Source organism: Paenibacillus sp. JT22N1 (assembly GCF_059692155.1).
Window position 1 is genome coordinate 177550 of the sequence record NZ_JCAUAW010000013.1, and the last position, 17980, is coordinate 195529.

Consider the following 17980-nt stretch of genomic DNA (forward strand, 5'->3'; position numbering starts at 1 on the left):
CTCCTGTCGGAGTCTTGATCTGTTGATGTTTATGGCTTTTTCACGATGCCATAGCGGCTCAATTTATATTGTAAAGCCTGACGCTTGATTCCTAGGGCTTGTGCAGTGAGCGTGATGTTATATTGATGATTTTCAAGTGCATCGGTGATGGTCTCCTTTTCCATTTGCTTCATTTTATCGGTTAATCTACCGGCAGAGATTGTTGTCATTTGGTTACCCCACGTAGCGGATTGCAGAGTGAGAGAGGCTGTTTGTAAATGATTCCCTAAGAAATAAGCGGGAAGGTGATTTTCCTCAATGATTTCACATTCCAGTTCCATCATATTGTAGGTGGATTCGATGGCATGGCTTAATTCCCGTATATTGCCGGGCCAATGATAGTTCATTAAGCAATTCATTGCCGCCGGGGTAATGCCTGTTATTTTCATGCCAAATATGTGATTAAAGGTATCAATAAAGTGGTAAGTGAGGAGAGGAATATCTTCTTTTCTTTGCACAAGAGGAGGAAGGTACAGATTCACGACATTTAGTCGGTAGAACAGATCGCTGCGCAGTAATCCTTTATCTAACGCTTCCTTCGGATCTATATTCATGGCGGTAATGATGCGGACATCGACTTGCTGTTCCTGGGTTCCCCCGACCCGGCGAACAATCCCGTCTTGAAGCACCCGCAATAGTTTGGCCTGCAAAAATAAATCCAAGCTATTTAGCTCATCCAGAAAAAGAGTTCCGCCGCTAGCTTGCTCAAATAATCCAGCACGGTCAATAGCGCCAGTAAACGCGCCTCTCGCAGTTCCGAACATAATACCTTCCATCAGCTCGTTGGGGACTGCCGCGCAATTTTGAGCAATAAATAGACGGTTTCGGCGCGCTCCAGCATTGTGTATGCTCTGGGCGAACAATTCTTTACCGGTACCGGTAGGTCCGGATATCAAAACAGGCGAGCTAGTACGTGATGCCTTTTTGGCGAAGGAGACTGTATGAAGGAAGGTTTCGCTTTTGCCAATTAAATCACTGAAATGGTATCGAGCGGAGCTGGCGTTTTTCTTATCTTTTGACGGTGATTCGTAGATTTGATGCCTGAGATCAAGGATTTGGTCGTGGAGATGAACGATGCTTGTTATATCCTTTGCCACTTCTAAGGCACCGATGATTTCGCCATTTTCTATAAGAGGATACGTACTGTTAATGGTAGTGATCCGTTTCCCCGTTACACTCACGTACGTTTGTATTTTTTCTCGTATTTCGATACCTGTTTGTAGAACTTTAATGAAGGTGCTAGTTTCATTCGTTAGGGAAGGAAAAAGGTCGAAGAAGTTCTTTCCTACTACTTGTTCTCGCTTAAAACCATCGGTTTCAGCCATCTTATCATTATAAAAAATGGTTATTCCTTTGTTATCAATCAGATGAACACCAACATCAATGATATTCAACATTTTCTCAAAATACTTCGATCCATGATCGTTCTGCTCGAACATTATGTTCACCCGCCTCACGAAGAATGGTTCAATGGCTCAATTAACACCTTATGATATTTTGTCTGGAAAAATGACCGGCGGAAAAATAAAAGGCGAGAATTGGCAAAATAAGTGACAAGCCAGTGCATATTAATCTTGACACAATGTATCTTATAAATTACATTATGTATATAATACTTTACATTAAGTAAAACTTAACGTAAAGTTTGAGGAGGAAAATGCATGAATACCCGAATGAAAGCAATCGTATGCACCAAATACGGATCGCCGGATGTTCTTCAGCTTAGGGAGGTAGAAAAACCTACCCCAAAGGACAATGAAGTACGGATCAGAATATGTGCGGCAACAGTAGGGCCAGCTGACTGCGCTTTTCGAAAAGGAGACCCGTTTATTGTCAGACTTTTTTACGGTCTTAGCAAACCTAAAAACCCCATATTGGGGTTTGAGCTAGCTGGGGAAATTGAAGCAATAGGAAAAGATGTGAAATTATATAAAGAAGGTGACCAGGTTTTTGGTTTAAGTGCAAAGATCTCTGGTGCTCATGCCGAATACAAATGTCTGTCTGAAGACGCACCGCTAGCAATCAAATCGTCCTCTATGTCTTATGAAGAAGCCGTCGCCGTCTGTGATGGGGCAACAACTGCCTTGACTTTCCTTAGAGATAAGGCAAAGATTCAGAACGGACAAAAAGTCCTGATCAATGGCGCTTCCGGATCGGTAGGTGTTCATGCGATTCAGCTTGCCAAGTTCTATGGGGCAGAAGTTACCGGGGTATGCAGTACCACGAATGTAAGTTTGGTGAAGTCATTGGGAGCAGATAAGGTCATTGACTATACCAAAGAGGATTTTACACAAGCAAGCCAGTCTTATGATGTTATTTTCGACGCGGTAGGCAAGCGTTCATTTGCTCAGTGTAAAGGATCCCTAACTCAGAGAGGTGTCTATCTTTCTACTGTCCCTACGCTTTCCATTGTGCTGCAAATGTTATGGACTTCAACGATCGGCGGTAAAAAAGCAATATTTGCTACAGCAGGCTTAATGCAGAGTAAAGAAAATCTAGTCTTCCTTAAAGAGCTTTATGAGGCGGGGAAGATAAAATCGGTTATCGATCAACGCTATCCGCTGGAGCAGACTGCCGAGGCTCACCGATATGTAGATAAAGGACACAAAAAGGGAAGTGTAGTCATCACGATGGGACATAATAGTAAGAGCTAACAAAGCGTTGCAGTTGATGGCGGAGAACTGTGATAATATAAGTCTAACGGTCCGAAAAAATACAATAGACAAGTGAAAAAGGAGCTATGATGACAGAGAAAAAAACAATGATAGAAACAGGATGGAACTTCGACAACAGCTATGCTCGTCTACCGGAATCACTTTTCACCAGAGTTAATCCAGTTCCTGTTCGCTCACCGAAGGTAATTATTCTTAATGATCAGTTGGCAACATCCTTGGGGTTAACCGTCCAGTCGCTGCAAAGCAATGATGGTGCAGCGATGCTGGCTGGCAACCAGATTCCTGATGGCGCTTTGCCTCTTGCCCAAGCCTATGCTGGGCATCAATTCGGGCATTTTAACCGGTTAGGAGATGGCCGGGCTCATCTGCTTGGCGAACAGATCACTCCCAAAGGGGTGCGGGTTGATATTCAGCTGAAGGGTTCAGGTAGGACGCCATACTCCCGCGGGGGCGATGGTCGAGCAGCACTTGGCCCGATGCTGCGTGAATACATCATCAGTGAAGCCATGCATGCGCTTGGAATTCCTACAACACGCAGCCTAGCGGTGGTAACAACCGGTGAGTCCATATTCCGTGAAACCGAGCAGCCCGGTGCCATTCTTACCCGCGTTGCTGCTAGTCATCTGCGCGTCGCAACCTTTCAGTATGCTGCTAAATACGGCACAGCCCAGGATCTCCAAGCTCTAGCTGATTACACATTACAAAGACATTTTCCAGAAGTTGAAGCTGCTGATGAGAACCGATACCTTTTCTTACTTCAGGAAGTGATTAAGCGTCAGGCCGTACTCATCTCCAAATGGCAGCTCGTTGGCTTTATTCATGGGGTGATGAACACCGACAACATGGCGATTAGTGGTGAAACCATTGATTACGGTCCTTGCGCCTTCATGGATGCCTATGATCCGGCAACGGTATTCAGTTCCATTGATAAGCAGGGCCGCTATGCTTATGGTAACCAGCCATATATTGCTTCGTGGAATCTCGCTAGATTTGCTGAAACCCTACTACCGTTGCTTCATGACGACGAGGCGCAAGCAATCAAACTAGCTGAGGATGCCATTGCAAGTTTTTCCGAGGTGTATCACCGCAATTGGTTCGCGGGCATGAGGGCAAAACTGGGAATCTTTAATGAAGAACAGCAGGATGAATCTCTTATTAAAGACCTGCTCACTATGATGCAGCAGTATAGTGCGGACTATACCAATACTTTCCGAACATTAACATTTGACAGGCCGGAAGAAACAACGCTGTTCAGCACTGCGGAATTTGCTCAGTGGCATGAGCAGTGGCAAGCGAGACTGGGCAGGCAGCAGGAAACAAAAGACTCCTCACATCAGTTGATGCGCAGCAGCAATCCTGCGATAATCCCCCGTAACCATCGGGTAGAAGACGCATTAGAAGCCGCGGTGAAACAAGGAGATTACAGCGTGATGGAGCGACTTCTTGATGTTCTTTCGAAACCCTACGCGCATTCCCCCGAACAGGCTGATTACTATACATTGCCGGAGTTATCAGACCATCCTTACCAAACCTATTGCGGTACCTGAGATAGTAGGTACGGAATCTTATTCGGAACTTTGGAAAATAACCTGATTAACAGGTTATTTTTTTTGAAATTATAGCTCCCTTAGTAATTAAACCGTTAATAATCGTAAATAAAAAGGAAAATAGAAAGAAACTCGGATATTTGTTTACATAATAATTGTTATGAAGTCTTACAAACTCACTTAAATCTTTGAATATTTTTTGAGGTTCCGCAACTTCGAACTAGCTTAAGAATATTTTTGACGTAAATTGGAAAAATAGTTGAATCAGTGTTTTCTTTTGGGGGTCTATTCAGTGAAATGGTTTAGGAAATGGATGCACATTAAACCTGAGTTTCCAAATATACCAGAGGATCATCAAACTGATGATGAAGAGAACCCCAGCTTAAGCTCGAATTTAGAGCGAAATGAGTTGATTTTTAAGCGTATATTCCAAAACAGCTCCGATATGGTATTCCGTAAAGTTCGGCTGGCTGGAGAAAATCATTGGCTTGTCATATACCTTGAAAGTCTAGTTGAAGAAAAAATAATTGACGATCATGTATTGAAACCATTGATATCTAAAATTACAAAACAAGATACTTTTATAAATGAAACAACAGAATCTCTGGATGATCAGATGATCTCCGTAGGGACGACGAATATTACATCCAAAGTAACTGACATTGTTAGTCATGTGTTAAAGGGTCATGCAGCCGTACTTACAAACGGAGACAGCAATGCGTTGATGGTCAAGGTTAGCGGTACAGCACAACGAAGCCTTGAAGAACCTTCATCTGAACCGGTCATTCGCGGTCCTAGGGATGGATTTATCGAGAACATTTCAACAAATATTGGACTAATACGCAAAAGAATTAAATCATCTCGACTAAAAATGGAATCCATTACGCTTGGGGAGCTTACTCAAACCCAAGTAGTTATTACTTATATAGTTGGTATTGTTTCCGAATCTATTGTTGAGGAAGTTCGAAAAAGGTTAACTCGGATTCAAATCGACGGGATCCTCGAATCAGGTTACATAGAGGAATTTATTGAGGATTCACCTTTCTCTCCTTTTCCACTAGTGCACAGTACAGAGCGACCAGATGTTGTAGCTGCGGAGCTATTGGAAGGGAAAATAGCCATTCTTGTAGATACCACCCCATTTGTATTAATTGTTCCCATGACATTCTGGAATGGACTCCAGGCAAGTGAGGATTACTATATTCGCTGGCCCATTGCAACTTTTGTGCGGTGGATTCGATTCCTTTTCATCAGTATCGCAATATTTGCTCCTCCCCTATATGTTGCGATTACGACCTTCCACCAGGAAATGGTTCCGACTAATCTCGTGCTGAGTATTGCCTCTTCTAGGGAGCCTGTACCTTTCCCGGCTGTGATCGAAGCCTTAATAATGGAAATTATATTTGAGGCATTGCGGGAAGCAGGGATTCGATTACCCAAACAAATCGGGCAAGCGATAAGCATTGTTGGGGCATTGGTCATCGGCCAAGCGGCTGTGCAGGCGGGAATTATTTCTGCTCCGGTCGTCATTATCGTTTCGATCACGGGCATTGCAGCGTTTACGATACCACGATATAGTTTCGCAAGTGGAATCCGAGTTCTTCGCTTTCCGATACTATTCTTGGCGGGTACGCTTGGACTTTATGGCATTGTACTGGGTTTTCTGGGCATCTTGATACATGTCACGTCCCTTAGATCGTTCGGAGTCCCTTATTTCACTCCGGCAGCCCCAATGACCATCACGGATTTGAAGGATGTATTCATCCGGGCACCTATATGGGCTAAAACTCGTCGTCCACAGGCAACAGGATCTAACAATTTGGTCCGTGAACCGGCAGGTCAAAAACCAAGTCCAGAATCTGCGAGGAAAAGGAAAGGAACTTCAGAATGAAACCATTCCTATACATCGGCTTACTATTCACAATATTGACCACAAGCGGTTGTTGGGATCGTACGGAGATTAATGATCTTGCGTTCATTGCGGGTACGGCATTTGACTTAACGGATGGTGGGGAATATTTATTATCGCATCAAATTGTCATCCCTTCCTCCGCTCAGGGGGGACCAGGGAGTGGAGGAAGCCAGAAAGAGAAGTTTTTTGTTATATCAGCTACTGGAAAGAATATTAATGAAGCGTTCTATAGGCTTCAGAAAAAAAGTTCACGCAGGTTGTTTACCGCACATCGCGTCGTTATTTTTATAGGTGAATCGTTATCCAAACACGGAATTCAAGATATTCTCGATGTTTACACCCACGAATCGAAGCAACGATTAAAAACCTATATCATGGTTGTAAAGGGGGCAGAAGGACGGAGACTTCTGAAAATTAAATACCCTTTTGAACAAGCTCCCAGCGAAGCAATCAAGGAAATGGAAGCTTTAAGAAGCGAGTTGGCGGTTACATTACGAGACTTTTTTTTAGCGTCATCAAGTGATGGGATCAGTCCCGTTTTGGGAGTCATAATGCCTGAGGGTTTAACAGAAGGAGTGAAAGAAAACAATATATTTAAGCTAGCCGGAACTGCCATTTTCAAGGATTTCAAGTTAGTCGGTTATCTAAACGAGAATGAAACAAATGGATTTCTTTGGGTTACAGGTAGAATGAAGAATGTTAGAATCAACGTCAGATTACCAGAAGGTGACGGAACAGTGGGGATGGTTCTGGACAAAGCAAACCGAAAAATCACCTCGGAGATAAGTGGTGATAAGATCAAATTCAAGATTCAGCTGGAAGGGGAAGGATCTATCTGGGAAAATAATACCCCGTTGGATATCAGTTTGCCAGATAATCTTAGACTTGTACAGAAAGGATTAGAGAAAACGGTCGAGAAACAAGTCCTGGATACATTATCCAAAGTCCAGAAGCGGTACAAAGTAGATTGTGTGGGTTTCGGCCAAGAAATTTACCTTAATAAGCCGAAACAATGGAAAGCGTTGAAAGAACAATGGAATCATAAGTTTCCGGAGGTAGACGTTTCCGTTGCAGTTAAGTTAAATATAATAGGAAGCGGGATGGCAGGTCCTCCATTACATTTGAAGGAAAAGGAGATCATAAAATGATCGTCCAAATCGTGGGATATGCATGTTTATTGGTTGTATGGTCTTTTGTTAGTATCCGATCCTTGCTGCGTATGCAAAAAAGCAAGGAAGCAGCGATATTCGGCGTTTTAATGGGAGTATCATCCATTACCGGTTCCTTATTAATTGCCCGGGTTGACTTACCGAGTATGGTTGTCCCGTTCAAAATTATTTTTGAACCCATCGGAAAAATGCTTTTAAAGCACTGAATGGTCCACTTTTCTTTTTATAGTGTCTATCATGAGAAGTGACAACGGTATGAGGCTTTGTGTGATAAAACCCAGGCTCGGGTAAATGAAAGCAAGATAAGCTTGAAGCTCCGCACCACTTTTGAAAATGGAAGCCGATCCAATGATGGACAAAAGTGTTAGCGGAGCTACGATATCACGATAATTTCGGATCCCGAAAAGCTGGCTTACACAAAGACATAATATAAACAACGATACCGATACCTTCACAAAATTCCCCAACACCCACGTCGCAACAGCGATGGCCTCCAGACGTTCAAATGAACCTTCAATACCTACATATTGCATGAGACTTAAAAATGAATAGGTCAGTTTACCTGTTAATGTACCGAGGACCATAATCGTAAGTAATACAATGATCAATACTAAAATGGAAAGGCCGAAATACGCAATCAGCGAGACCTTACGAGCCTTTTCCGGCTGATTCAAATAAGGAAGGAGCCATCCCAATATAAACACTTGATTCATGTATGCTCCTGCTGGAATGATAGCTCCTTGCAATACCGGCAGTATTCCCTCTCCTAAAAAAGGCTTTAGCCGGACGGGATCTGCTTCCCCAAGGGCCAGAATCAAGATCGGAATCAAAAAAACAACCAAGATCAATGGTGAAAGAAACTCATTACATCTTCCAATGACCTCAATCCCAGCAATAACGACTATGCCGCATAGGATTAATAATGACAGACTTCCTACTATGCTCGGACTTTTTGGTAATAGAAGCGTTTTAATAAAAAAGGTATGCTGTATGGTCATAACCGAAATAGAATTAAACCAAAAATAAATATAAAAAGCCCCCAAACATTTGCCTAACCATTTCCCGACGATTTTTGAACTGTATTGTATAATCGTCAAACCCGGATAACGATTGGCGAGTGTAATCAGCGCCCACATAGTTAATAAACCTGTTGTAGTAGAAGGAATCACGGATATCCAACCATTCTGCTTTGCAATCATCACCATCCATCCGGGAATGGTTAAGACGATGGTGGAACCGATAAAAGTAAATAGTAATAAGCCTAGCTGAGTTCCCGTGATTTTTTCTGTTGTCTGCATCTTCACACACTCTCTCCTTACCTCACAGAGGTTGTTCCAAGTATTGACTTATCGTTATCCGCTTATACGTAAATAATTCTTTACCGATCGTTCTCAATATGCTAAAATCTAATCGAAAGGAGGAGTCAATGAAGTGGCCAGAACCAAGGAATTTGATGAGGATGCGGTGTTGCTCAAAGCCATGCAGTTATTCTGGGAACAGGGCTATGAGAAGACATCCATGATGGACCTAGTCTCACATATGGGGGTTCACAAGAGAAGCATGTATGACACCTTTGGCGATAAGCATTCATTGTATATCAAGGCGTTAAAGCGATATAGTGAAATGATAGATAAATCGATTAAACACATTACGAATGGCACCCGTTCTGCGGAAGAGGCTATTAGGCTGTTGTTAGAAATGGCAATCAGGTGGGAAGAAGAAGAATTCCCTAAAGGCTGTCTGATGATAAATACCGCGGTCGAGTTGGCCCCACATGATTCTGAGTCCAGAGATTGGGTCAATCAGAGCATGGCCTATTTAGAGCAATTAATTCGTGAGCTTATTGAGGCAGGTCAACAATCAGGCGAACTTGACAAAACACTCAATGCGGAATGGCTGTCGTGTTATTTTAATAATGCATTTACTGGGCTCCGGGTTTTGGCGAAGACGACAGACGACAGAGAGAAATTAAAGCAAATAATTGAAACAACAATGTCAGTTTTAAAGATCAACTAAATTTTTTTGTTAATTCGAGAACGATCGTTCTCAATATAGTAACGGAAGAGACGAAAACTATTAATCACAAAGGAGCAATAGAATATGGGAAAACTGAATGGGAAAGTTGCATTAATTACAGGGGGTAGCAGCGGAATTGGCTTTGCAGCTGCAAAATTGTTTGTGGCAGAAGGCGCAAAGGTTGTTATTACCGGCCGTAATCAGGTTGCGTTAAACGCGGCAATGGATGAGCTAGGTACCATCAACGCTCTTGCCGTACAGGCAGATGCCGCCGATCCAACAAGTGCGGAGAAAGCTGTGACTGCAGCGGTTGAAAAATTCGGCCGCCTAGATGTGGTATTCGCAAATGCGGGCATTTCTGGTCATACACCAGCGGGAGGGACCGAGCTTTCCGTTTTTGAGGAAATACTCAAGGTTAATGTTACCGGAGTCTTTTTCACTGTTCAAGCCGCTTTGCCTTATCTGAAGGCGGGGGCTTCGGTGATCTTAAACGGCTCGATTCTTGCCAAGGCAGGAAGTCCGGGAACGTCAGCCTATGCGGCGAGTAAAGGGGCGGTCACTAGTATGGCGAGCGTGCTGGTTTCCGAGTTGTCACCGCGCGGCATTCGAGTGAACACTGTCGTGCCAGGAGCAACGCGAACGCCAATTTGGGGACAGCCTGAAAGATTAGCACAAATGGAACCCGTACTTGCTCGTACCGTACCGCTGAATCGTTTGGGTGAACCGGAGGAAATCGCAAATATTGCCTTATTCCTGGCCTCAGATGACTCTTCTTTTGTCCAGGGTGCTGAAATTAGCGTAGATGGTGGCGCGGGCTCATCCCCGTTTGGCGCTCCAATTTATCGTCAGAATTAATGTTTCCACCGATCGAACGAAAACAATATGCGAAAATACAAGGAGCGAATCTACGATTTTATTTGGGTTGATGATTTTGAGGGTATTCAATAAGACTACAACACTAAACCTCTTGTTTAACTATTCTCGTTAAACAAGAGGTTTTTTGCGCCAATTGACACCTTCAGCATACTTTCAGTTAACTTTCATATGACTATCAGCCAAACTTAAGTAACACTTCAGGTTAGCGCCCTATACTTCTATCTATCAACACCAATAAAATTAATGGCGCACGAAAGGTGGTAATCGTATGAATGAAGATATGAAAAAAATGATTAACTTAAATGATATAAAGGTTAAAAACAAGACGGGGAGCAGCAAATTGAGATCTATGTTTGCAGCTTTTATGGCTGGCGCAGTCGTTGTCGGTGGGTTGATGTTCACGTCGGATAAGATGAATTTGTTTGGCTATGATGCTGGGCCTGTTCAATCAGGCGTCGCTGCAGGTGCAGCCAACTCGGCGGCAGCGAATGTCCAAACGGCATCATTAAACCCAACAGGGACGAACAGTGTCTCAGCCATTGTCCAAACGGCGAGTCCGGCCATTGTCAAAATCGAAACCAAAGTAAAACAGACGAATAATGGACAGAATAGAAGAAACACACTGGGGCAAGGTACTGAAAGCGGAGATACCATTGAAAATGGGATTGGATCAGGCTTCGTTTTCGACTCGAGTGGTTATATTTTAACGAATGAACATGTTATTAATGGCGCAGACGAAATCGATGTCTACGTGCAAGGCTATGACACACCATTTACGGCAAAGCTTCTTGGAAGCAGTTATGATCTAGACTTGGCTGTGCTCAAAATTCAAGGGGATAAAGCTTTCCCTTCCCTGAAATTAGGCAACTCCGATACTACGCAAGTAGGGGATTGGCTTGTTGCGATCGGTAACCCGTATGACTTCGATTACTCCGTAACTACGGGCGTTTTAAGCGCCAAAGAACGCGAGATCAGCATCGATGATGAGCAGGGCACACGAAATTATAAACATTTGCTGCAAACGGACACAGCGATTAATCCAGGTAACTCCGGCGGTCCACTTTTGAATTTGAATGGTGAAGTGATCGGTATCAATACAGCTGTAAACGCTGAAGCGCAAGGAATGGGCTTTGCAATTCCCGCAAGTACGATTAGTTCTGTTGTAGATAAACTGAAAAATAACGAAACGATTCCCAAAGAGCCAGCACCATACATCGGCGTAGCTCTACAAAATATTTCGGATGATATGCTAGAAGACTTAAAAATTAACAGCACAAAAGGTGCGATAGTTGCTGAAGTGCAGCAAGGTACGCCAGCTTTTGCAGCGGGCATTCGTCAATATGACGTTATTTTAAATGTGAATGGCACAGTCATTTCAAGTACGGATGACATTACAAAAGCTGTGCAAGCCGCGGCTGTAGGAGACGAACTGAAAATAACAATCTCTCGTGATGGTCAAACGATGGATGTTACTGTTGAAATTAAGAATAGAAACGATGCTACCAACTAAGTTAGTATAAATTGTTGAGAAACCCCAAGATTGCCTACTATCTTGCCATTCTGGCTAGGTTGGTTGGCAATCTTTTTCAGTGGTTGCCCCAAGACGGAGAACGTGATACAATCATCCTGACGAACGTTCGGAAGGATGGATCCAATGACTGCAACTCGAATCAAAGAGGTAGCCCTCACACAGTTTGCCAAAAATGGATATGAAGGTGCATCGCTTGCAGATATTGCAACGGAGGTAGGCATCAAAAAACAATCCATTTATACCCATTTCAAGGGGAAAGATGAACTTTTTCTTGATTTGTTTGACGATGTACTAGCGAAGGAATTGAATTTTGTTGTCGAGTATCTCGATCGCCATAAGCATCTTTCGATTGATCAGCTTCTTTATGGCTTTCTTATCCAATATAAAGATTGCTACGAACAGGATGATAACACCAAATTTTTCTTGCGGGTTGCCTTTTTCCCGCCTTCCCATCTCTACGATGAGATTGTCAAAAAAGGCTATGACTATTTAAATAAACTTGAAACGATGTTAATTCCTTTGTTCGATCAAGCGATAACAGCAGGTAGCATTCATGCAGATGTCAGCAGTGAAATGGCGGCAGTTGCTTTCCTTGCTGTACTGGATGGCATGTTTGTAGAGTTGTTATTTGGTGGAGCTGAAAAGTCGCTTAAAAGGATTGAAGCTTCCTGGTTCGTATACTGGCGTGGCATCAAATCGTAAACAGCAGGAGGATCATACACATGAATCGTAATTGGATTTATATATTTATCGGCGCTTTTTTTGAAGTGATATGGGTTACGGGTTTAAAACATGCGGATACGACGATGATGTGGATTGGCACGATCATTGCGATGTATATCTCTTTTCATCTAGTTATTAGCGCGTCTACCAAACTTCCTGTGGGGACCGTGTATGCTGTCTTCACAGGAATGGGGACAGCCGGCACCGTATTGGTGGAAATGCTGCTGTTCGGAGAACCGTTCAGGTTTCTTAAAGTATTCCTTATTTTGCTGCTATTATCCGGCGTATTTGGACTCAAATTTGTGACAAAAGAGCAAGATAAGAAAGGAGCTGCAGTCTAATGGGTTGGATTTTTCTCATGTTTGCCGGGATCTTCGAGGTCGTAGGCGTCGTGGGTATGAACCAAATAAATAAAGCGAAAACCATCCGCTCCTTTAGTATTTTCATCGTAGGCATAGTCATGAGTTTCGCGCTTCTGAGCCAAGCGATGAAAAGCCTGCCTATGGGCACTTCTTATGCGGTCTGGACAGGAATCGGTACAGTTGGCGGCGCAGTCGTCGGGATGCTGTACTATGGCGAATCCAGTGATTGGAAGCGGATTATGTTCATCGCAATGGTGTTAAGCGCTGCGGTTGGTTTGAAATTAATTTCTTAACCACAAAGGGAAAGCTTAAATAGAGATCCGCTTGTAGCAGCGCGTTTTTTTATTATTAATGGCATATATGGATGGAATGAGTGTCGGGTGACAATAAAATAGTCCGTTTAATATCCGCCTAAATGGCGGATTTTTTATTTTATCGGATCATATTCTTGTCATTTCTCAATGTAGAACATTTTTGAATGACAAATGTATATTTAGGTTTAGATATCTGAATTTGAGATGCCCGACATCAGTATTCTGTATTATGCAGGATAATAGGAATCGTTGTATGATGAACGAGCAGATCAGAAGATCTGATATTTTTTCAAATATAAACTACCTTTTAATAGGTAGACAAAGGAGAATAGAGAAATGAGTATTCAAGATAAAGTAGTAGTGATTACAGGTGGAAGCAGCGGTATTGGAAAAGCAGCGGCAATTGAACTGGTGAAACGAGGAGCCAATGTAGTCATCAATGGCCGCCGCGAACAAGCGTTGGTTGAGGCTGCAAATGAAATTGATCCGACAGGCGCGCATGTGGCTTATGTTGCCGGCGACATCTCAGATCCCCAAGTAGCAGAACGTTTGATCGGCGAAACACTTTCGCGCTTTGGACGTATCGACACACTGGTGAACAATGCCGGTATTTTTATAGCGAAACAATTTACGGACATCTCTGCAGCGGATTTTGAATCGGTACTTTCCATCAATGTGGCAGGATTCTTCCAAGTTACTCAGCGTGCGGTGACCGAGATGTTGAAGGCGGGTTCCGGCCACATCGTCAACATCACGGCAAGCGGAACCACAGAGCAGCCCCTTAAAGCCGTGCCATCCGTACTTGCCGCACTGACCAAAGGAGGCTTGAACGCGGCAACGAAATCGCTGGCGATTGAGTATGCGGACAAGGGCATTCGCGTGAACGCAGTCGCGCCAGGGATCACCAAAACGCCGATGCATTCGGTAGAGACACACGACTTTTTGGCTAAATTGCACCCAATGGGCCGAATGGGCGAGGCTCAGGATATTGTTGACGCCATTGTGTATCTGGAATCCGCACAATTCGTGACCGGAGAGATTCTTCATGTCGATGGCGGTCAAAACGCCGGACAGTGGTAAGCCGAAAATAATTTATTAAATGCGGACAAATACTGAATTCAGAAAAGGAGGATGGCGTTCATGCTATACGAACTGCGGATTTACCAAGTGGTTCCTGGCCGTATGCAAGCGATACTGGATCGGTTTCGGGATGATACGATAAGAATTTTTGCTAAGCATGACATGAAGGTAACGAATTTTTGGGTAGACGCGGACGAATCAAAGGATGGGTTGTATTACGTACTTGAGCATCTGGACGCGGCATCCCGTGAACGGAACTTCCAAGCCTTTCTGGAGGATCCAGAATGGCTTGAGCTTAAGGAAAGAACTGAACAAAACGGCCCCCTACATGAGAAAATCGATATTGTTTATATGAAAAACGCGGCTTTTTTCCAAATCAAGTAAATGCCCACGGGCTATTCGCCTCACTAATATTTGGATATTGTTAGCGGCGAAATTTTGTAGTAAACAAACAATTTTTCATAAATGGAGGAGGATAGAGATGTTATATGAGCTGCGAGTTTATGATGTAAATCCAGGCAAGATGAAGGTTATCCAAGACAGGTTCAGAGATCATGTTATTAAATTATTTATGAATCATGGTATGAAAGTGACGCATTTCTGGGAAGATTCGGATGAAGCGAATAACCGTCTTTATTATGTTGTTGAGCATGCCAATATGGAAATGCGAAACCTTAACTATGATCGTTTCCGCAACGATCCTGAATGGATTGAAGTAAAACGAATCTCAGAACTTGATGGGCCCTTAGTTAAGAAGCAAGAAAGTATATTTATGAAAAACGTATCATTTTTCGATAACAAATGAAAATCATGCAGGAACCTGTATGTAAATTAAAAAGATTTCTAAAAACAATGATGAAATGGAGCAAATAAAATGAAAACTTTAGTAATCGTTACTCACCCGAACATCGACGCATCCAACTGGAATAAAGCATGGGTGGAGGAATTGCAAAAGCATGACGATATCACAATTCATGAATTATATAAAGCATACCCAGACGAGAATATCGATGTTGCTAGAGAGCAGCAATTGATTGAAGCGCATGACCGGATTATTTTTCAATATCCGCTTTATTGGTACAGCACACCGCCATTACTCAAAAAGTGGTTTGATTCTGTATTGCTATACGGCTGGGCTTATGGTCCGGATGGCACTAAAACAGCAGGTAAAGAAATCGGTGTTGCGATCTCGACCTATGGTACGGAAGAGTCGTATCAAGCAACCGGGTTCAATCGCTTTACCCTGGGAGAAATATTGCGACCAATAGAAGCACTTGCTCATTTTATTAGTGCCTCTTATCTGCCTCACTTTTCACTAAACGACACTTCTATCGTTACGGATGAACGATTAGCACAGAGCAGCATCGATTACATTAATCATATTAAAACGGTAAAGCCAGTTGTGGTGGACTAATGAAAGACTTGACCCTTAGTTAAGAAGCAAGAAAGTATATTTATGAAAAACGTATCATTTTTTGATAACAAATGAAAATCATGTAGGAACCTGTATGTAAATTAAAAAAGATTTCTAAAAACAATGATGAAATGGAGCAAATAAAATGAAAACTTTAGTAATCGTTACTCACCCGAACATCGACGCATCCAACTGGAATAAAGCATGGGTGGAGGAATTGCAAAAGCATGATGATATCACGATTCATGAATTATATAAAGCATACCCAGACGAGATTATCGATGTTGCTAGAGAACAGCAGTTGATTGAAGCGCATGACCGGATTATTTTTCAATATCCGCTTTATTGGTACAGCACACCGCCATTACTCAAAAAGTGGTTTGATTCTGTATTGCTATACGGCTGGGCTTATGGTCCGGATGGCACTAAAACAGTAGGTAAAGAAATCGGTGTTGCGATCTCGACCTATGGTACGGAAGAGTCGTATCAAGCAACCGGGTTCAATCGCTTTACCCTGCGAGAAATATTGCGACCTATAGAAGCACTTGCTCATTTTATTAGTGCCTCTTATCTGCCTCACTTTTCACTAAACGACACTTCTATCGTTACGGATGAACGATTAGCACAGAGCAGCATCGATTACATTAATCATATTAAAACGGTAAAGCCAGTTGTGGTGGACTAATGGAAGACTTGATCATTGATGTTTATATGGATACGACGTGTCCCTGGTGTCGTATGGGAACTAGTAGTCTGCGAACCGCTTTGAAACAATTGCCAGAAGGCACTAAGGCAACCGTTCGTTGGCATGCTTTTCAGATTAATCCTGGTATTCGTCCTGAAGGAGAAGATTATCGCCAGGTTATGATTGGCAGATTAGGCGGGGTTCCTCAATTCGAAGCAAGAATGAGGCAGTATAATGAAACCGGTGCTCATTTCGGCCATACATTTAATATGGATATTGTGAAATATACACCGAATACTACCTTATCCCATCAGTTAATAGCTATTACGCCAGAGAACTTGCAAGAGCAATTGATTGAGAAGATATATACGGCTTATTTTGAAAATGGCATCGATATCGGTAATGTGGATAAACTTGTGGAAATAGCAATAGCAAACGGGATCACTGATGATGCTGCTGAACTCAAAATGCGGCTTATAAAAGGCGACGGGATTGAAAAGGTTGAATTAGATCAGAGCAACGCGGAAAAGCTGGGAATCAGAGGGGTGCCTTACTTTGTCATCAACGAGAAGGTCAGCCTATCTGGTCTACAATCTCCTAGTGATCTTATAAGAGTGTTTGAGAATAGTTAAGCTGCTGCAATGGCTCGCCATCGACTATCTCATTGTTTCTAGAATATAGACTTCCTCGGTTTAGATATCTTAATTTGAGATACTCAATATCATTATTCTGTAATATCCAGGATAATAGAATCATTGTATGATGAATGAGTAAATCAAAAGGTCTGATATTTCTCAAACATAAACTACCTTTTGATAGGTAGATAACAAAGGAGAATATAAAAAATGAGTGTTCAAGGTAAAGTAGCAGTAATTACAGGTGGAAGCAGCGGTATTGGAAAAGCAGCGGCACTTGAACTGGTGAAACGAGGAGCCAATGTAGTCATCAGTGGCCGCCGCGAACAAGCTCTGGTAGAGGCTGCAAATGAAATCGATCCGACAGGCGCGCATGTCGCATATGTTGCCGGCGACATTTCAGATCCCCAAATAGCTGAACGCTTAATCGGCGAAGCACTTTCGCGCTTTGGACGTATCGACACACTGGTGAACAGTGCCGGCATTTTTATAGCGAAATCATTCACGGACTTCACTGAAACGGATTTTGAATCGATACTGTCCATCAATGTGGTAGGATTCTTTCAAGTTACTCAGCGTGCGCTGACCGAGATGCTGAAGGCGGGTTCCGGCCATATCATCAACATCACGGCAAGCGGAGGCGCAGAGCAGTCTCTTAAAGCCGTGCCAGCCGTACTTACCGCGCTGACCAAAGGAGGCTTGAACGCGGCAACGAAATCGCTGGCGATTGAGTATGCTGACAAGGGCATTCGCGTGAACGCAGTCGCGCCAGGGGTCATTAAAACACCGATGCATGCGGTTGAGACACATGAATATTTGGCTCAATTGCACCCAGTGGGCCGAATGGGCGAGGCTCAGGATATTGTTGACGCCATTGTGTATCTGGAATCCGCACAATTCGTGACCGGAGAGATTCTTCATGTCGATGGCGGTCAAAATGCCGGACAGTGGTAAGCCGTAAATAATCTTTTGAATACAGACAAATACTGAGTTCAGAAAAGG

Annotated in this window: 20 protein-coding genes; 18 read left to right on the forward strand and 2 right to left on the reverse strand. The window is 43.1% G+C overall.

All coding sequences use genetic code 11. The features are described from left to right. Nucleotides 1–29: 29 nt before the first annotated feature. Nucleotides 30–1478, reverse strand: coding sequence for a sigma-54 interaction domain-containing protein (locus AC58UU_RS24535; RefSeq protein ID WP_497319570.1), 1449 nt, complete (start codon nucleotides 1476–1478; stop codon nucleotides 30–32). Nucleotides 1479–1712: 234 nt separating this feature from the next. On the opposite strand from AC58UU_RS24535, the gene AC58UU_RS24540 reads away from it, so the two are divergent. The 5 genes from AC58UU_RS24540 to AC58UU_RS24560 all read left to right on the forward strand — a co-directional run bounded on the left by AC58UU_RS24540 (nucleotide 1713) and on the right by AC58UU_RS24560 (nucleotide 7548). Beyond that, nucleotides 1713–2693: an NAD(P)-dependent alcohol dehydrogenase gene (locus tag AC58UU_RS24540; RefSeq protein WP_497319733.1), complete on the forward strand. Its 981-nt coding sequence runs from the start codon at nucleotides 1713–1715 to the stop codon at nucleotides 2691–2693. A gap of 89 nt (nucleotides 2694–2782) precedes the next feature. After that, nucleotides 2783–4261: a protein adenylyltransferase SelO gene (locus AC58UU_RS24545; protein ID WP_497319734.1), complete on the forward strand. Its 1479-nt coding sequence runs from the start codon at nucleotides 2783–2785 to the stop codon at nucleotides 4259–4261. Nucleotides 4262–4553: 292 nt separating this feature from the next. Next, nucleotides 4554–6152: a spore germination protein gene (locus AC58UU_RS24550; RefSeq protein WP_497319572.1), complete on the forward strand. Its 1599-nt coding sequence runs from the start codon at nucleotides 4554–4556 to the stop codon at nucleotides 6150–6152. Further along, on the forward strand, nucleotides 6149–7321 hold the full coding sequence (locus AC58UU_RS24555; RefSeq protein WP_497319574.1) for a Ger(x)C family spore germination protein: 1173 nt from the start codon (nucleotides 6149–6151) through the stop codon (nucleotides 7319–7321). Before AC58UU_RS24550 ends, AC58UU_RS24555 begins: the two co-directional genes overlap by 4 nt. Beyond that, nucleotides 7318–7548, forward strand: a complete 231-nt coding sequence (locus tag AC58UU_RS24560) for a hypothetical protein (protein ID WP_497319575.1) — start codon at nucleotides 7318–7320, stop codon at nucleotides 7546–7548. Before AC58UU_RS24555 ends, AC58UU_RS24560 begins: the two co-directional genes overlap by 4 nt. Here AC58UU_RS24560 and AC58UU_RS24565 read toward each other — a convergent pair. Then, nucleotides 7537–8640, reverse strand: a complete 1104-nt coding sequence (locus tag AC58UU_RS24565) for a GerAB/ArcD/ProY family transporter (RefSeq protein ID WP_497319735.1) — start codon at nucleotides 8638–8640, stop codon at nucleotides 7537–7539. The genes AC58UU_RS24560 and AC58UU_RS24565 overlap by 12 nt on opposite strands. 133 nt (nucleotides 8641–8773) lie before the next feature. On the opposite strand from AC58UU_RS24565, the gene AC58UU_RS24570 reads away from it, so the two are divergent. The 13 genes from AC58UU_RS24570 (at nucleotide 8774) to AC58UU_RS24630 (ending at nucleotide 17932) form a co-directional block, all read left to right on the forward strand. Then, entirely contained in the window at nucleotides 8774–9358 is a 585-nt protein-coding gene (locus tag AC58UU_RS24570; protein WP_497319576.1) for a TetR/AcrR family transcriptional regulator, read from the forward strand. 84 nt (nucleotides 9359–9442) lie between these two features. Continuing rightward, complete coding sequence (locus AC58UU_RS24575; RefSeq protein ID WP_497319578.1) at nucleotides 9443–10213, forward strand: SDR family NAD(P)-dependent oxidoreductase; 771 nt, start codon at nucleotides 9443–9445, stop codon at nucleotides 10211–10213. A gap of 289 nt (nucleotides 10214–10502) precedes the next feature. Further along, nucleotides 10503–11744: a S1C family serine protease gene (locus AC58UU_RS24580; protein ID WP_497319580.1), complete on the forward strand. Its 1242-nt coding sequence runs from the start codon at nucleotides 10503–10505 to the stop codon at nucleotides 11742–11744. Between the two features lie 144 nt (nucleotides 11745–11888). After that, nucleotides 11889–12467 (forward strand): TetR/AcrR family transcriptional regulator, encoded by a 579-nt coding sequence (locus AC58UU_RS24585; RefSeq protein WP_497319582.1) that lies wholly within the window; start codon nucleotides 11889–11891, stop codon nucleotides 12465–12467. Nucleotides 12468–12487: 20 nt separating this feature from the next. Next, nucleotides 12488–12829 (forward strand): DMT family transporter, encoded by a 342-nt coding sequence (locus tag AC58UU_RS24590; RefSeq protein ID WP_173191681.1) that lies wholly within the window; start codon nucleotides 12488–12490, stop codon nucleotides 12827–12829. Next, a complete protein-coding gene (locus tag AC58UU_RS24595; protein ID WP_497319584.1) occupies nucleotides 12829–13143 on the forward strand; it encodes a DMT family transporter in 315 nt (104 codons plus the stop codon). The genes AC58UU_RS24590 and AC58UU_RS24595 overlap by 1 nt, the downstream gene beginning before the upstream one ends. Before the next feature lie 357 nt (nucleotides 13144–13500). Next, entirely contained in the window at nucleotides 13501–14244 is a 744-nt protein-coding gene (locus AC58UU_RS24600) for an SDR family NAD(P)-dependent oxidoreductase (RefSeq protein ID WP_497319586.1), read from the forward strand. 60 nt (nucleotides 14245–14304) lie between these two features. Beyond that, the gene (locus AC58UU_RS24605) at nucleotides 14305–14628 is read left to right on the forward strand and encodes an NIPSNAP family protein (protein WP_497319587.1); all 324 of its coding nucleotides are present in this window, start codon (nucleotides 14305–14307) and stop codon (nucleotides 14626–14628) included. Nucleotides 14629–14725: 97 nt separating this feature from the next. Further along, the gene (locus AC58UU_RS24610) at nucleotides 14726–15049 is read left to right on the forward strand and encodes an NIPSNAP family protein (protein WP_497319588.1); all 324 of its coding nucleotides are present in this window, start codon (nucleotides 14726–14728) and stop codon (nucleotides 15047–15049) included. 69 nt (nucleotides 15050–15118) lie between these two features. After that, complete coding sequence (locus AC58UU_RS24615; RefSeq protein WP_497319589.1) at nucleotides 15119–15658, forward strand: NAD(P)H-dependent oxidoreductase; 540 nt, start codon at nucleotides 15119–15121, stop codon at nucleotides 15656–15658. 145 nt (nucleotides 15659–15803) lie between these two features. Beyond that, nucleotides 15804–16343 (forward strand): NAD(P)H-dependent oxidoreductase, encoded by a 540-nt coding sequence (locus AC58UU_RS24620; protein WP_497319590.1) that lies wholly within the window; start codon nucleotides 15804–15806, stop codon nucleotides 16341–16343. Continuing rightward, nucleotides 16343–16975, forward strand: coding sequence for a DsbA family oxidoreductase (locus AC58UU_RS24625; RefSeq protein WP_497319591.1), 633 nt, complete (start codon nucleotides 16343–16345; stop codon nucleotides 16973–16975). The genes AC58UU_RS24620 and AC58UU_RS24625 overlap by 1 nt, the downstream gene beginning before the upstream one ends. Nucleotides 16976–17188: 213 nt before the next feature. Beyond that, nucleotides 17189–17932 (forward strand): SDR family NAD(P)-dependent oxidoreductase, encoded by a 744-nt coding sequence (locus AC58UU_RS24630; protein WP_497319592.1) that lies wholly within the window; start codon nucleotides 17189–17191, stop codon nucleotides 17930–17932. The last annotated feature ends 48 nt before the right edge of the window (nucleotides 17933–17980 follow it).

Bases quoted from the DNA above. Each gene is read 5' to 3' on its own strand.
- AC58UU_RS24535 (WP_497319570.1), bottom strand. From the start codon at position 1,478: ATGTTCGAGCAGAACGATCATGGATCGAAGTATTTTGAGAAAATGTTG.
- AC58UU_RS24540 (WP_497319733.1), top strand. From the start codon at position 1,713: ATGAAAGCAATCGTATGCACCAAATACGGATCGCCGGATGTTCTTCAG.
- AC58UU_RS24545 (WP_497319734.1), top strand. From the start codon at position 2,783: ATGACAGAGAAAAAAACAATGATAGAAACAGGATGGAACTTCGACAAC.
- AC58UU_RS24555 (WP_497319574.1), top strand. From the start codon at position 6,149: ATGAAACCATTCCTATACATCGGCTTACTATTCACAATATTGACCACA.
- AC58UU_RS24560 (WP_497319575.1), top strand. From the start codon at position 7,318: ATGATCGTCCAAATCGTGGGATATGCATGTTTATTGGTTGTATGGTCT.
- AC58UU_RS24565 (WP_497319735.1), bottom strand. From the start codon at position 8,640: ATGCAGACAACAGAAAAAATCACGGGAACTCAGCTAGGCTTATTACTA.
- AC58UU_RS24575 (WP_497319578.1), top strand. From the start codon at position 9,443: ATGGGAAAACTGAATGGGAAAGTTGCATTAATTACAGGGGGTAGCAGC.
- AC58UU_RS24580 (WP_497319580.1), top strand. From the start codon at position 10,503: ATGAATGAAGATATGAAAAAAATGATTAACTTAAATGATATAAAGGTT.
- AC58UU_RS24585 (WP_497319582.1), top strand. From the start codon at position 11,889: ATGACTGCAACTCGAATCAAAGAGGTAGCCCTCACACAGTTTGCCAAA.
- AC58UU_RS24590 (WP_173191681.1), top strand. From the start codon at position 12,488: ATGAATCGTAATTGGATTTATATATTTATCGGCGCTTTTTTTGAAGTG.
- AC58UU_RS24595 (WP_497319584.1), top strand. From the start codon at position 12,829: ATGGGTTGGATTTTTCTCATGTTTGCCGGGATCTTCGAGGTCGTAGGC.
- AC58UU_RS24600 (WP_497319586.1), top strand. From the start codon at position 13,501: ATGAGTATTCAAGATAAAGTAGTAGTGATTACAGGTGGAAGCAGCGGT.
- AC58UU_RS24605 (WP_497319587.1), top strand. From the start codon at position 14,305: ATGCTATACGAACTGCGGATTTACCAAGTGGTTCCTGGCCGTATGCAA.
- AC58UU_RS24610 (WP_497319588.1), top strand. From the start codon at position 14,726: ATGTTATATGAGCTGCGAGTTTATGATGTAAATCCAGGCAAGATGAAG.
- AC58UU_RS24615 (WP_497319589.1), top strand. From the start codon at position 15,119: ATGAAAACTTTAGTAATCGTTACTCACCCGAACATCGACGCATCCAAC.
- AC58UU_RS24620 (WP_497319590.1), top strand. From the start codon at position 15,804: ATGAAAACTTTAGTAATCGTTACTCACCCGAACATCGACGCATCCAAC.
- AC58UU_RS24625 (WP_497319591.1), top strand. From the start codon at position 16,343: ATGGAAGACTTGATCATTGATGTTTATATGGATACGACGTGTCCCTGG.
- AC58UU_RS24630 (WP_497319592.1), top strand. From the start codon at position 17,189: ATGAGTGTTCAAGGTAAAGTAGCAGTAATTACAGGTGGAAGCAGCGGT.